12 protein-coding genes are annotated in these 12,428 nt (G+C 63.9%); 4 read left to right on the top strand and 8 right to left on the bottom strand.

The features are described from left to right. Positions 1-29 precede the first annotated feature (29 nt). Entirely contained in the window at positions 30-1,094 is a 1,065-nt protein-coding gene (locus ACR65T_RS08875) for a sensor histidine kinase (protein WP_434496139.1), read from the top strand. Here the strand turns inward: ACR65T_RS08875 and ACR65T_RS08870 are convergent. The 7 genes from ACR65T_RS08870 to ACR65T_RS08840 form a co-directional block, all read right to left on the bottom strand. Beyond that, positions 1,075-2,442: a DUF2252 domain-containing protein gene (locus ACR65T_RS08870; protein WP_434496138.1), complete on the bottom strand. Its 1,368-nt coding sequence runs from the start codon at positions 2,440-2,442 to the stop codon at positions 1,075-1,077. The genes ACR65T_RS08875 and ACR65T_RS08870 overlap by 20 nt on opposite strands. A gap of 61 nt (positions 2,443-2,503) precedes the next feature. Next, positions 2,504-2,896 (bottom strand): (deoxy)nucleoside triphosphate pyrophosphohydrolase, encoded by a 393-nt coding sequence (locus ACR65T_RS08865; RefSeq protein WP_434496191.1) that lies wholly within the window; start codon positions 2,894-2,896, stop codon positions 2,504-2,506. A 17-nt stretch (positions 2,897-2,913) separates the two neighbouring features. Next, on the bottom strand, positions 2,914-3,432 hold the full coding sequence (locus tag ACR65T_RS08860; RefSeq protein ID WP_434496137.1) for a carboxypeptidase regulatory-like domain-containing protein: 519 nt from the start codon (positions 3,430-3,432) through the stop codon (positions 2,914-2,916). 67 nt (positions 3,433-3,499) lie between these two features. Beyond that, positions 3,500-3,646 carry a hypothetical protein gene (locus tag ACR65T_RS08855; protein ID WP_434496136.1) on the bottom strand — a complete coding sequence of 49 codons (147 nt, stop codon included), beginning with the start codon at positions 3,644-3,646 and terminating at the stop codon, positions 3,500-3,502. A 7-nt stretch (positions 3,647-3,653) separates the two neighbouring features. Next, on the bottom strand, positions 3,654-4,901 hold the full coding sequence (argJ, locus tag ACR65T_RS08850) for a bifunctional glutamate N-acetyltransferase/amino-acid acetyltransferase ArgJ (protein WP_434496135.1): 1,248 nt from the start codon (positions 4,899-4,901) through the stop codon (positions 3,654-3,656). 204 nt (positions 4,902-5,105) lie between these two features. Further along, a complete protein-coding gene (locus ACR65T_RS08845; protein ID WP_175093639.1) occupies positions 5,106-6,008 on the bottom strand; it encodes a peptidylprolyl isomerase in 903 nt (300 codons plus the stop codon). Positions 6,009-6,133: 125 nt separating this feature from the next. Beyond that, a complete protein-coding gene (locus tag ACR65T_RS08840; protein ID WP_434496134.1) occupies positions 6,134-9,091 on the bottom strand; it encodes a bifunctional [glutamine synthetase] adenylyltransferase/[glutamine synthetase]-adenylyl-L-tyrosine phosphorylase in 2,958 nt (985 codons plus the stop codon). 316 nt (positions 9,092-9,407) lie between these two features. Here ACR65T_RS08840 and ACR65T_RS08835 point away from each other — a divergent pair, with 316 nt between their 5' ends. Further along, a complete protein-coding gene (locus ACR65T_RS08835; protein ID WP_434496133.1) occupies positions 9,408-10,256 on the top strand; it encodes an ATP-binding protein in 849 nt (282 codons plus the stop codon). Between the two features lie 109 nt (positions 10,257-10,365). Further along, positions 10,366-10,878: a hypothetical protein gene (locus ACR65T_RS08830; RefSeq protein ID WP_434496132.1), complete on the top strand. Its 513-nt coding sequence runs from the start codon at positions 10,366-10,368 to the stop codon at positions 10,876-10,878. 296 nt (positions 10,879-11,174) lie between these two features. Here ACR65T_RS08830 and nth read toward each other — a convergent pair whose 3' ends face one another. Then, positions 11,175-11,876, bottom strand: a complete 702-nt coding sequence (gene nth, locus ACR65T_RS08825; protein WP_434496131.1) for an endonuclease III — start codon at positions 11,874-11,876, stop codon at positions 11,175-11,177. A 48-nt stretch (positions 11,877-11,924) separates the two neighbouring features. Here nth and ACR65T_RS08820 point away from each other — a divergent pair, with 48 nt between their 5' ends. Beyond that, positions 11,925-12,416 (top strand): DUF2244 domain-containing protein, encoded by a 492-nt coding sequence (locus ACR65T_RS08820; protein WP_434496130.1) that lies wholly within the window; start codon positions 11,925-11,927, stop codon positions 12,414-12,416. Positions 12,417-12,428: the final 12 nt, after the last annotated feature.

Below are 12,428 nucleotides of genomic sequence, written 5' to 3'. Positions count from 1 at the left end.
TGTCGTCCTCCCACGACGATAGGCGCCGCGTGACCGACACGGAAATTCGCCCAACGACCGAGGATGCGCGCCCCCCGCGATCCGTCTGCGACGAGCAGGCCTTCGCCCTGGAGCGGATGCAGCTCGCGCTCGACGCCGGGCGCACCGGCATCTGGGACTGGAACCTCCTGACCGGCGAAGTGCATATCGACGAGCGCGTGCGCCGCTTGTGGGGCCTTCCCGAGGGGGTTCCGGCAAGTTTCGAAATCTTCCGCAGCGCGCTGCATCCGCAGGATAAGAAGCGTACGAAAGAGGCTGTCGGCGTCGCGCTCGATCCCACCCACGAGGGCGATTACGAGATCGAATATCGCGTCATCGGTCAGACCGACCGCATCGAGCGCTGGGTCTCGGTGCGCGGCCGTACTTTTTTCGACGAAGGCCGCGCGGTCCGCATTCTCGGCACCGCGCGCGACATCACGCCGCGCAAGCAGCGCGAGCAGCATGTGCGCGTGCTGCTGCGCGAACTCGTGCATCGCTCGAAGAACCTGCTCGCCGTGGTGCAGGCGATGTCGCGGCAGACGGCCGCCGGTTCGCCCTCCGTCGAAGATTTTCAGCGCAAATTCGGCGCCCGCCTGCAGGCGCTGTCGATGGCGCATGATCTGCTCGTGTCGCAGGATTGGCGCGGCGCCTCGATGCGCGAATTGGTGCGCGCTCAACTCGCCTATTGCATGGACGTGCCGCAGGGCGACGTGACGTCGCGCGCGACGATCGATGGCCCGAAAATCATGCTGAAGCCGGAGGCGGCGCAGAACATCGGCCTCGCCTTGCATGAACTCGCCACAAACGCGCTAAGCTTTGGCGGCCTGTCACGGCCGGACGGCGCCGTCTCGCTGACATGGCGCTTCGAAGACGGTCGGCTCAATATCGAATGGCGCGAGAGCGGCGGCCCGGCGGTGGCGATGCCGCCGCGCGAAGGCTTCGGCCATAAGGTCATCAAGCGACTTGTCGCACAGGCGCTGGATGGGACGGCGACGCTGAATTTTCCGCCCGACGGATTGATTTGGACTCTGTCGATCCCGGCGAGCTACGCGACCGTCAGGGACGATCAGGCTTAGCGCCTCCCTGCTTACAGAATGCTTCGTAGTCCTTAGCGTTTTGCTGCGCATAGAGCATCGCGAAGGACGCGAGCGCGTCGTCGAACGCTTCGCTCTTCCCCATATAGCCCGCGAGAGCCGCCGCATCGGTGGAACGCGCATGCGCGCGCGCCAAGGTGCGTCCGCATAGTTTGGCGTAATCCAGTAAGTCGTGGCGTTGCAGTAATTCGGTAAGATCGCCGAGACGGCGCGTCTTCAGCTGACGCATGTAGAATTCTCGCTGCGAAGCCGGGTCGCGCGTCGGACCGAGAAAAACGTCGGTTGCCGCCTGCATCATGCGTTGGCCTCTGACGACGCGCTCGCCCTGAACGCCGGGCCAGACGCCAAGGCCAAAGCGCTCCAGCACGGACCGCTTTGCTTCTTTCACCTGGATGTACAGGGGCTCGTCGTCCGGGCTCATAAACAGCGCGATCGTGCAATAGGTTCCGAGGCTGCCGACGCCGACGGCTTTGAAAGCGATGTCGCACAAACGGTAGCGGCCCAATAAAGCGGCGACGTGCGGCGGCAAATTCGCGAAGGCGGCGGCGATGAGCCCGTTGACATCGAATTGGTTGGCGACGCCTTCGTCGAAGTGAAAGAGCCGCGGCGGCCTATCCTCGATTCGCAAGTCGCCGTTTGCTCCCTTCGAAATCTTCGGAAAGTCGTCGGCATGGTCGTCTTCGTCCCCACGCGCCGACTGAGCGGCGTGTGCAACGGCGGAAAGAACTCGGTTACGGAGCTCCGCGAGGACGTCGCGTAGCGGCACGCGCGTGTTCCAGGCCTGGAGCGGCGACACGGCGGCGAGTTCTGTCACGGCCCTGCGATAGGCCTTAAGGGCGGCCCGCGCCGTTGATCTTGAGGCTCGCTCGCTTTTGCCTGCGCAAAGCGCTGCGACGACGACGCTTGTCGCGAAGCGGCGCACATCGACCGTGACATCGACATCGGGCAGCGTCTCGTCGAAATCATTCAGATCGAAGAGCGGATGTCCTTCCGGCGACACGAAGGCGCCGAAATTCATGAGATGACAGTCGCCGCAGACCTGCGCGCGAATTCCTGGGGCCGGCTGCGCCGAAAGATCGGCGGCCATGACATCGGCGGCGCCGCGTAGAAAAGCATGCGGCGACGCCGCCATGGATTTACGGCGAAGCTGAAGCAAGAATTGGATCCGATCGCGCTCGGTCTCGGCGATGATCGCCGCCGCATTCCGGTTTGGGGCGGGCGTAAAGTCCGCCAGCGACTCGCGCGGGACGATCTTGCGCAGAGTCTTTCCCGCCGCGTAGCGCGCGCGACGGTTGGAGCTTTCTGTATGCGCAGCGCCTTCAATGATCATGATCAGGAAGTCCTTCAGCTCATAACAACGTTAAAAAAATTTCGGTCAGCCGGCTGTCCGCTCAGCCCAGCAGATCGATCAGCGGACCAATCAGCGGCGCGTCGGCGGGCGGCATCGGATAGTTGCGCAGATCGCGCGCCCGCGCCCATTTCACCGCCTGGCCTTCCGTCGGCGAAATAATGCCCTCCCACTTACGGCAGACGTAGAGCGGCATCAGAAGATGGAAGTCGTCATAGGCGTGGCTCGCGAACGTCAACGGCGCGAGGCAGGGCGCGCAGACCCGCACGCCGAGTTCTTCTTCGAGTTCGCGCGCGAGAGCGTCTTCCGGCCGCTCGCCGGGATGTAGCTTGCCGCCGGGAAATTCCCACAGGCCGGCGAGCTGCTTGCCTTCGGGACGTTGCGCGATCAGCACGCGATTGTCGGCGTCGACGAGCGCCGCCGCCACGACGAGCAATAGAGTCACGGGCGCGCTCAATTGCCGGAGAGAACGACTTTCACCGGGCCGTTTTCCTTGCCGGTGAGCGTCACTTCTTCATACATCGCGCCGCCTTCAGGCGTAGGCGCATCCTTCGGTTTCCAGATGAGCTGGGTGGTGAGATAGTAGCGTCCGGGCGCGACATTCTCGAAGGTGAATCGCCCGTTTGACTCCGTCGTCGTCGTGCGGGTCAGAGAGGCGTATTGCGTGTCTGGCTCGACCTTCGGGATTGACGCGGCCGGCAGGAATTTCACCGAGCCGTAAAAATTCTTGATGCGAGTCTGCGCATAGGTCGTGGCCGGTATCAGCCTCACGGTTTCGCCGGCGGCGTAGCGCACGTTCGATCCCGAGGCGTCGCGCAGAAAGGCCTGTCCGGCGATGACGCCCCTGCCGGGCGCCCTGATGTAATTCGCCTGCGACGGATCGAAGCCGACGCCGGGGGCTGGGCCGCGCCCGGCGTTGCAGGCTGAGAGCAGTATGAGCGGCGCGGCGAAGAGAAGCATGACGCAACGCATGACAATAACGCTCCACGAGAACGCAGATCGCACACTTTGACCGGCGCCGACGCCGCGCGCCCGCGGATCAGACCGGCGAGGCGGCTTCGGCGGCGACGAGGCAATCTAGCACGTCATGCATCGTTCTGACGACTGCGACGCACAGCGACCGCTCAGCCGCAGTCGCCGGCGCGAGGTCGGGAATCATGATCGCCATTGCGCCCGGGAGGATCATCCGGCGATCAGCTTCTGTAATCGCCGTTGATCGCGACATAGTCCTTGGTGAGATCGCAGGTCCATACCGTCGCGGCGCCTTTGCCGAGTCCAAGATCGACGTTGATGACGATGTCGTCCCGCTTCATGATCTGCGAAACTTCTGCTTCGTCATAGTCGGGGTCGCGCACCCCCTTGTGAGCGACGCGCACGCCGCCGAACCAGATCGCCAGCCTGTCGCGATCGGCCTTCTCGCCGGCCTTGCCGACCGCCATGACGATGCGGCCCCAATTGGCGTCCTCGCCGGCGATCGCCGTCTTCACAAGCGGCGAATTGGCGATGGAGAAGGCGACGCGCTTCGCCGCCTTGGCGCTGTCGGCGCCCGTCACCGTCACTTCAACGAATTTGCGCGCGCCTTCGCCGTCCCTCACCACTTGATGGGCGAGATCGAGCAGCACGGCGTCGAGCGCACGCTTGAATTCGATCAGCCGCTTGTCGCTCGCCTTGTCGATCTTCGGCGCGCCGCGTTTCTTCGCCGCGCCGGTGGCGAAGAGCAGCAGCGTGTCCGAGGTCGACGTGTCGCCGTCGACCGTGATGGCGTTGAAGCTTCCCTTAACGCCGCTCTCGAGCATCGCCTGCAGCGCCTCGGCGCCGACGGCGGCGTCGGTGAAGACGAAGGCGAGCATCGTCGCCATATCCGGCGCGATCATGCCCGCGCCCTTGGCGAAGCCGCTGATCGTCACTTCGACGCCGGCGATCGTCGCACTTCGGGTGGAGAGCTTCGGATAGGTGTCGGTCGTCATGATGGCGCGCGCGGCGTCCAACCAGCCGTCGGGGCGCGCTTCCTGCGCGAGCTTCTCAAGCACGCCATCGAATTTATGCGCATCGAGCGGTTCGCCGATGACCCCCGTGGACGCCAGAAAAATCTGGCGTTCGGGCGCGCCGGTCGCCGCGGCGGCGAGCTTCGCCGAGAATTTGGCCGCCTGGGCGCCGGTCTTGCCGGTGAAAGCGTTGGCGTTCCCTGAATTGACGAGCAAGGCGCGCGCCTTGCCGCCCTTCAGCCGGTCGCGGCACCAGTCCACCGGCGCCGAGGGACATTTGGATTTGGTGAAGACGCCCGCGACCGTCGTTCGCGCGTCGAGCAACGCCAGCATCACATCGGTGCGCCCGGCGTAGCGCACGCCCGCGGCGCCGACGCCGAAGCGCACGCCCTCGAGCGGCGGGATTTCGGGCGCGGATTTCGGCGCGAGCGGCGAGACAGGAGCGTCATGAGCCATAGCGGAGCCTTGTCAATCGGAGTGGACCTGCGCCGATGTGCCCGGCGCGACAACTCCGCGTCAAGGCTGACTTGGGGCGGTCTCGCGCAATTCACTGTCCCCTTGAGGGGGAGAGTTGCGCCGTCGTACACGCGGGTGAGCGTCCCCCAAACGCTTGCGTTTCGCCCTCCCCATCAAGGGGGAGGGCGAGGGGCTCGGCGCTACTTACTTCTTCTTGGCGTCAGCCGGCTTTTGCGTCGGGGCCGCCGGCTTGGCGCCGGGCGCGCCCTCGGCGGGCGCGTCGGAACGTTCGATCTTGGCGCCCTCGCGCAATTTCATGACGAGTTCGCTCTGCGCTTTCTGCACGACATAGCGGGCGACCTGATCCTTCACCTCATTGAGCGGCGGAAAGACTTTCGGGCGCTTCTCGTCGAGCTTGATGATGTGCCAGCCGAATTGCGTCTTGATCGGATCGGAGACCTGACCCGGCTCCATCTTCGCCGCTGCGTCGCCGAACTCCGGCACCATGCGGTCTTTCGTGAACCAGCCGAGGTCGCCGCCCTTGGCGCCGGGGTCCTTGGAAAGTTCGGTCGCGACCTTGCCGAAATCCTCGCCGGCCTTGACGCGCTTCAGCGCGGCCTTCGCCTCTTCTTCGGTCGGCACCAGAATATGGTGCGCGTGATATTCCGTTTCGGGCTTCTGGTTCTTCGCCGCTTCATCATAGGTCTGCTTGACGGCCGCTTCAGTCGCCGCGTTCTTGGCGACGTCGCCGAGCAACGTCTCCATCAGCGCCTTGTCGCGCAGATAGGCGAGCTTCTTGGCGAATTCCGGCGTCTCGGCGAGCTTGTCGGCCTGCGCCTTCTGTACGACGAGCTGCTCGTCGATCAGGAAGTCGAGCACATAGGTTTCGCGCGCCTTTCCTTCGAGCTGACGCGGAATGGCGGCGCCAAGATCCTCCATCGCAAGCTTCAGGTCCTCGTCGGTGATCTCGACGCCATTGACCTTGGCGAGGGTTTTCGCGACCGCAGATGTCGCGCCGACGGCGCTCATCGCCAGCAGGGCGGCGAGCGCGGTCGCTCCGAGCGCGGCGCGGGCGAGAGAACGCGCATTCTTGCGGGCGTGAGACATGATGTGCTCCAAAAAGAGGCCAGGGCGGCCCTGAACAAAAGCGGCCGTCGCCGCCGGCGGGAAATGCTCCTGCGCGAGGAATCCGGCGTATCTATGCCCGAGGAGCCGGTTCTGACAACTCCCGGCTAGGCCGAAATAGGGCGCTCGGCCACTTCGCCGACGACGCTCGTGAAAATTTCCCGGGTTCGCTTCTGCGTGTCGGCGAGCAGGGCTTCGAGGTTGGAAAGATCTGGCGCGTCGCCGACGCGCAGCAACAGCTCCGTCAATCCGCGCGGCGCGTCAGCGGGACGGAAAGCCTCGTCGATGGCGAGCCGCAGCAATTGCGTCAGCCCTTGATAGAGCTTTGAAGCCTCCGTCAGCGCGTCCGCCGCGCCCGAGTCGAGAAACCCGGCGTCTTTTACACGCTGCAGGGCGAGCGTGGCGTTCGTTGAAAAAAGCTCAGGATGCTGTGGGCCATGCAGCAGCATCAAATATTGCGCGATGAACTCGATGTCGATCAATCCGCCGGGGACTTGCTTAACCTCCCAGGGGCTCGTCGAGCCCTTTTCCTTTTCGATCCGCCGGCGCATGGACAAGACGTCGTCCTTGAGTTTTTGCGCATCGCGAGGTTGCGTCAGCGCCACTTGGATCGCCGCTTCGACCCGTTGTGTGAACGGCTCAGGACCCGCGACGACGCGCGCGCGGGTCAAGGCCATGTGCTCCCATGTCCACGCTTCATTCGCCTGATAGTCCGAAAAGGCGGCGAGACTTACGGCGAGCGGCCCGCTGTTGCCGGACGGGCGCAAACGAAAATCCACCTCATAGAGCAGGCCTTCGGCCGTGGGAGCGGAGAGGGCGCTGATCAGCCTCTGCGTGAGGCGGCCGTAATATTGCTGCGTTGAAATCGGCCGTCCGCCGCCCTGTGATTCCGCCAGCGGGTCGGCGTCATAGAGTAGCATCAGATCGAGATCGGACGCGGCCGTCATCTCGCATCCGCCAAGCTTGCCCATGGCGACGACCGCGCACGCGCCGCCATCGATCGTTCCATGCGTTTTGGCGAATTCCTCGCAGACGCGCGCGAAGAGCCGGGCGATCAGCGTTTCGGCGAGCCGCGTATAGGCGAAGCCGGCTTCCGCTACCGACAGTGAGCCCGTCAGGATGCGCACGCCGATGAGGAATTTCTGCTCCTGTCCGAAGATGCGGGCGCGGTCGAGCGCGTCTTCATAAGAGCGCGCTTCGGCGAATTGCCCGGCGAGGCGCTCCTCCAATTCGCTTTGCGTCGGCGCCGTCTCGAAAAAGGCGGGCTCCATCAGCGCGTCGAGCACGCGCGGGCGCCTGGAGATCGTTTCGGCGAGCTTGGGCGCCCCGCCCGTAATCGCGGCGAGGAGTTTGAGAAGTCGCGGCTGCGAAACCAAAAGGGAAAAGAGCTGCACCCCCGCCGGCAGTTTCGAGATGAGCCTGTCGAAGGCGAGAAAGGCGGCGTCGGCGTTCTCCGTCGCGGCGATGGCCTCGAGCAGGATGGGCGTCAGCTCCGTCAGTCGTTCGCGTGCGATCGTCGAACGCGTCGCGGCGTAGCGGCCGAAATGCCAGCCTCGGATAGTCGCGGTCACCGTCTTGGGGTTGGCGAAGCCCATATTGGCGAGCGTCTCGATCGTTTCCGGATCGTCGTCGTCGCCGGTGAAGACGAGATTGCCGGCAGACGATGTCAGCTGCGGCGCGCTTTCGAAAAGCTTCGCATAATGGCTCTGCACCACGTCGAGCCGCTTCAGCAGCGCTTCGGCGAAATCGGCGTAGCCCGCAAAGCCCATCATGCGGCCGATGACGGCGACGCCGTCTTCAGTCTCGGGCAGCGTGTGTTTCTGCTCATCGGCGACCATCTGGATGCGATGCTCGACGTCGCGCAGAAAGAGATAGGCTTCGCGCAGATCGTCGCGCGCCTCGCGCGCCACCCAGCCGCTCTCGACGAGCTGGTCGAGCATCGCCAGCGTCGAGCGCCCGCGCAGGCGCCGATCGCGGCCGCCGGTGATGAGCTGCTGCGTCTGCACGAAGAACTCGATCTCGCGAATGCCGCCGCGTCCCAGTTTGATGTTGTGGCCGACGACGGCGATCGCGCCGTGTCCCTTATGGGCGTGGATCTGCCGTTTGATGGAATGCACGTCGGCGATCGCGGCGAAGTCGAAATATTTGCGCCAGACGAAGGGCGCGAGCTCCTGCAGGAATTGCTCGCCGGCGAAAATGTCGCCCGCCACGGGCCGCGCCTTGATATAGGCGGCGCGTTCCCAGTTCTGGCCCATGCTTTCGTAATAGCTGAGCGCCGCTTCGAGCGGGATGGCGATCGGCGTCGCGCCCGGATCGGGACGCAGCCGCAAATCGGTGCGAAACACATAGCCGTCGGCGGTGCGCTCGCTCATGATCCGCACGATCCGTTTCGTCAGTCTGACGAAAAAATCCACATCCTCCGACGGGTCGGCGAGTCGCGCGCGTGAACGGTCGAAGAAGACGATGAGATCGATGTCGGAGGAGTAATTCAGCTCAAAGGCGCCGCCCTTGCCCATGCCAAGAAAAATCCATCCGGAACCGCGTTCCGGATCGCGCTGATCGGCGAGTTCGATCTTGCCGGCGAACGCCGCGGCGCGCAGGGTGAAGCGAATGGCGGCGGAAAGGGTGGCGTCGGCGATCCGCGTGAGCGCCCGCGTCGCCTCCGGCATGTCCCAGACTTTGGCAAGATCGGCGAGGGCGATGACGAGCGCGGCGTCCTGCTTCGTGAGGCGCAAGAGGCGCATCAGCTCGGCTTCGTCTTGGGTTTCGATGTTTCGCGTTTCTTCGATCAGCGCTTCAATGCGCTGCGCGGGATCGCTCGCAAGGATGCGCGCGAGCCGCGCCGGATCGCGGGCGGAAAGGTCGGTCAGATAGGGCGAAGAGCCGAACACGCCGAGCAGCAGATCGCGCGCTTTCGGCCGATCCCGCAACAGCGCCGCGAGCGCGCCATCGGCCGCGCCGTCTTTTTCGAGAACGCGCGCCAGCGCCGCTTCGGCCTTCTCGGCGTCGAGAGTCGCGATGAAGACCTTGGCGCGGTCGAGAAGGGCATTGGCGTCCGACGTCAAATTGATTTGCCTTTCAGGGCGTCGAGAGCGGTTTTGCGCCGGGATATAAATCCGGCTATGCGGTAAATCAGCTTTGAGAGTCGACGGGCGATCGTCAACGGAAAAAGGAGCCGGACCCTCGTCTTTCGAGACGGCTCCTGCGGAGCCTCCTCAGGATGAGGATCCTTGGTTCCGCAGAAGGAACAGGCTTCACGGCGTCATTGTGGTCTTGATGCTGAGTGAAGCAGCGCACAACAAGCTCCCTCATCCTGAGGCGCGTGCGGAGCACGCGTCTCGAAGGACGAGGGAGCGTGGCGCCAATGAAGAGAAAGATTTCATGTCGCAAGAGGATGTCGCGCAGCTGCTCGCCCGCATCGCCGGGGCGCTGGAGCGCCTGGCGCCGCCGCAGCCGTCCGCGCCGGATTTCTCCGCCGCCGAGGCGTTCGTCTGGCGCGCCGCCGGCGAGGCGTTCCATCCCGTCAGCCGGGTCAATCGCGTCGATCTGGCGCTGCTCAAGGGCGTCGACCGTCAGCGCGACATGCTTCTCGCCAACACCAGCCGGTTCGCGCAGGGGCTTCCCGCCAACAACGCGCTGATGTGGGGCGCGCGCGGCATGGGCAAATCTTCGCTGGTGAAATCCGTGCACGGCGCGATCGCCGAGACGGGGCTGAAACTCATCGAAATCCACCGCGAGGATATTGAAGCGCTGCCGGCGCTGCTCGGCGCCCTGGCGCAGGCGTCGTTCCGTTTCATCGTCTTTTGCGACGACCTGTCGTTTGACGGCGCGGAGACGAGCTACAAGGCGCTCAAGACCGCTCTCGAAGGCGGCGTCGAAGGACGGCCGGACAATGTGCTGTTTTACGCCACGTCGAATCGCCGCCATCTGTTGCCGCGCGACATGATGGAAAATGAGAGCGCCACCGCCATCCATCCCGGCGAGGTCATCGAGGAGAAAATCTCGCTCTCCGATCGCTTTGGACTTTGGATCGGCTTTCACAATTGCAGCCAGGACGACTATCTGGCGATGGTCTTCGGCTACGCCGACCATTTCGGCCTTAACGCGCTCGAGGCGACGATCCGCGCCGAGGCGCTGGAGTGGTCGATCACGCGGGGCGCGCGCTCTGGTCGCGTCGCCTGGCAGTTCGTGCAGGATCTCGCCGGACGGTTGGGGAAAGAATTGTCCTAGGATCGTCCGGCGTTTACGCGTCCATGCCTGACTTCGCCCGGTTTATTTGCGCCCTCTATCTTTCATTCCGCATCAGGCTTAGCCTGAGCTGGGGCGAAAAGGGGGCTGCATGAGCTTCAGACATATTGCGCTTATCTCGGCCACAATGTTTCTCTCGTTGGTTTCTCTTTCGGGAAGCGCCTTTGCTTTCTGCGGCGTGTTGCAGGCTTCGGCCAGCGGCTATTCCAGAGAAGAAGCGCTTTCGAAGGCCAACAACAAGGGACTGGTGGAGGTTCGAAGGCTTGAAGGCAATTATGGGAGCGGCAATGTTCATTACCAAACCGCCTCGTCGTCTTGCCGGGAAGGCGGGAGGGTGACGTGCTTCATCTCCCAGAAGTTCTGCGTCGACAGCGGCCAGCGACAGCGGCCGGGTCGCGGCGAGGAAGGCCATTTGATGCATGGCTGCCCGCCCGGAACGCGGCCCGTTCCGGAAACCGATAATTGCGTGCCTGTACGTAAACGAACGAGCGAATTTGAAAGCCAGCCGTGGAAAAAGCCGGGTTGCCGGACCTGGAAGCAGAGCTGCGACAGAGGCGACGCCCGGGCCTGCGGAAGATATGAGTCGACCTGCCAGGTCAATTGACGCGAGAACATTGCGAGACGCCTGCACGGCAGGCGTCTCGGATCGCCGTCTGGCGGATTAATACGGACGCTCCGGCGTGCATTCCGCAGTCGTGCATCGCGGTTGGTAGGCGTAGGGGATCATGGCGGCGACAAGCAGCAATCCGCCCATGATGATGATCGCCATTTTGTAATTCATCGCGGTTCCTCTCCGACAGCGTTCAGACCTTCGGCTTGATTTTAAAAAAATCCCACGTCGCCCGACGCGCGTCTGTGACTTTGTCTTCATCGCCGGCGTGGGCTGGAAGGATCGGAAGATCAGATCGTCTTGGCTTTGAACCGACAGAGATCGGCGATCAGGCAGCGCGGGCATTCTGGCCTGCGCGCCTTGCACACATAGCGTCCGTGCAGAATGAGCCAGTGATGCGCGTGCAGCAGATATTTCTCTGGCACGATGCGTTCCAGGCCCGCTTCGACCTCTTCGGGCGTCTTGCCGCTTGCGAGCGGCAGCCGGTTGGAGACTCGAAAAATATGCGTGTCGACCGCGATCACCGGCTCGCCGAAGGCGACATTGAGCACGACATTCGCGGTCTTGCGGCCGACGCCGGGGAGCGCCGTCAATTCCTCGCGCGTGCGCGGCACGTCTCCGCCATGACGTTCAACCAGCAATCGCGACAGGGCGACGATATTTTTCGCCTTGGCGCGGTAGAGGCCGATCGTTTTGATCAGGTCGCGCACGCGCTCTTCGCCGAGCGCCGCCATCTTGGCGGGCGTGTCGGCCTGCGCGAAGAGCGCCGGAGTCGCCTTGTTGACGCCGGCGTCGGTCGCTTGCGCGGACAGCACGACGGCGACGAGCAGCGTGAAGGGGTTTTTGTAACCGAGTTCGGTCTTGGGTTCGGGATTCGCGGCTGCGAGACGCGCAAAAATCTCTTCGATGCGCGCAGCTTCAGCGGCCGCCGGCCGCCGGCCGGCGCGCGGTTTTTTGGTGACGCGCGCGCGCTGACTGTTTGTTTCCGCCATGGGCGCGTTATAACTTTTAGAATCTGAGGGACAAAGCCGGCAGGAGAAATGTCCGACCCCTTCGAGCGGAAAATTTACGAAGCGCGGCTGACGCCGCACCGGTCGATGACGCCGCACGCCTTCTACCTTTTCATCATGATCTTCTGCTTGGGACAGCTGCTGTTCGCGCTGCCGTTCTTCTTTATGGGCGCCTGGCCCGTCGCCGGCTTCATGGGCCTCGATGCGGTCGGTCTCTATCTCGCCTTCCGCGTCAGCTTCCGCGCCGCCCGCAGTCATGAGACGCTCGACCTCACGCCGCTGGAGCTCGTTTTCGCGCAAATCGGCGCGCGCGGACAACGAAAGGAATGGCGCTTTAACCCTTCCTGGGTGCGGCTTGAGCAAACGATCCACGAAGAATTCGGGACAGAGCGGGTGGCCCTGATCTCGCGTGGCGAATGCATTGAGATCGGCGCCTTTTTGGGGCCGGATCAGAAAGCGGAGCTGGCGCGCGAACTTAACCGCGCGCTCATCGACGCGCGCATGGGCGCCCGTTTCGGCTAAGCGCGGTTCAAA

Source organism: Methylocystis sp., from assembly GCF_051061285.1.
Classification (GTDB): domain Bacteria; phylum Pseudomonadota; class Alphaproteobacteria; order Rhizobiales; family Beijerinckiaceae; genus Methylocystis.
This window is presented reverse-complemented; position numbering and strand designations above follow the sequence as displayed.

What these genes read in the sequence shown, in the direction of transcription:
- ACR65T_RS08870 (WP_434496138.1), bottom strand. Translation starts at nt 2,442, where the DNA reads ATGATCATTGAAGGCGCTGCGCATACAGAAAGCTCCAACCGTCGCGCG.
- ACR65T_RS08860 (WP_434496137.1), bottom strand. Translation starts at nt 3,432, where the DNA reads ATGCGTTGCGTCATGCTTCTCTTCGCCGCGCCGCTCATACTGCTCTCA.
- ACR65T_RS08855 (WP_434496136.1), bottom strand. Translation starts at nt 3,646, where the DNA reads ATGATCCTCCCGGGCGCAATGGCGATCATGATTCCCGACCTCGCGCCG.
- argJ (WP_434496135.1), bottom strand. Translation starts at nt 4,901, where the DNA reads ATGGCTCATGACGCTCCTGTCTCGCCGCTCGCGCCGAAATCCGCGCCC.
- ACR65T_RS08845 (WP_175093639.1), bottom strand. Translation starts at nt 6,008, where the DNA reads ATGTCTCACGCCCGCAAGAATGCGCGTTCTCTCGCCCGCGCCGCGCTC.
- ACR65T_RS08835 (WP_434496133.1), top strand. Translation starts at nt 9,408, where the DNA reads ATGTCGCAAGAGGATGTCGCGCAGCTGCTCGCCCGCATCGCCGGGGCG.
- ACR65T_RS08830 (WP_434496132.1), top strand. Translation starts at nt 10,366, where the DNA reads ATGAGCTTCAGACATATTGCGCTTATCTCGGCCACAATGTTTCTCTCG.
- nth (WP_434496131.1), bottom strand. Translation starts at nt 11,876, where the DNA reads ATGGCGGAAACAAACAGTCAGCGCGCGCGCGTCACCAAAAAACCGCGC.
- ACR65T_RS08820 (WP_434496130.1), top strand. Translation starts at nt 11,925, where the DNA reads ATGTCCGACCCCTTCGAGCGGAAAATTTACGAAGCGCGGCTGACGCCG.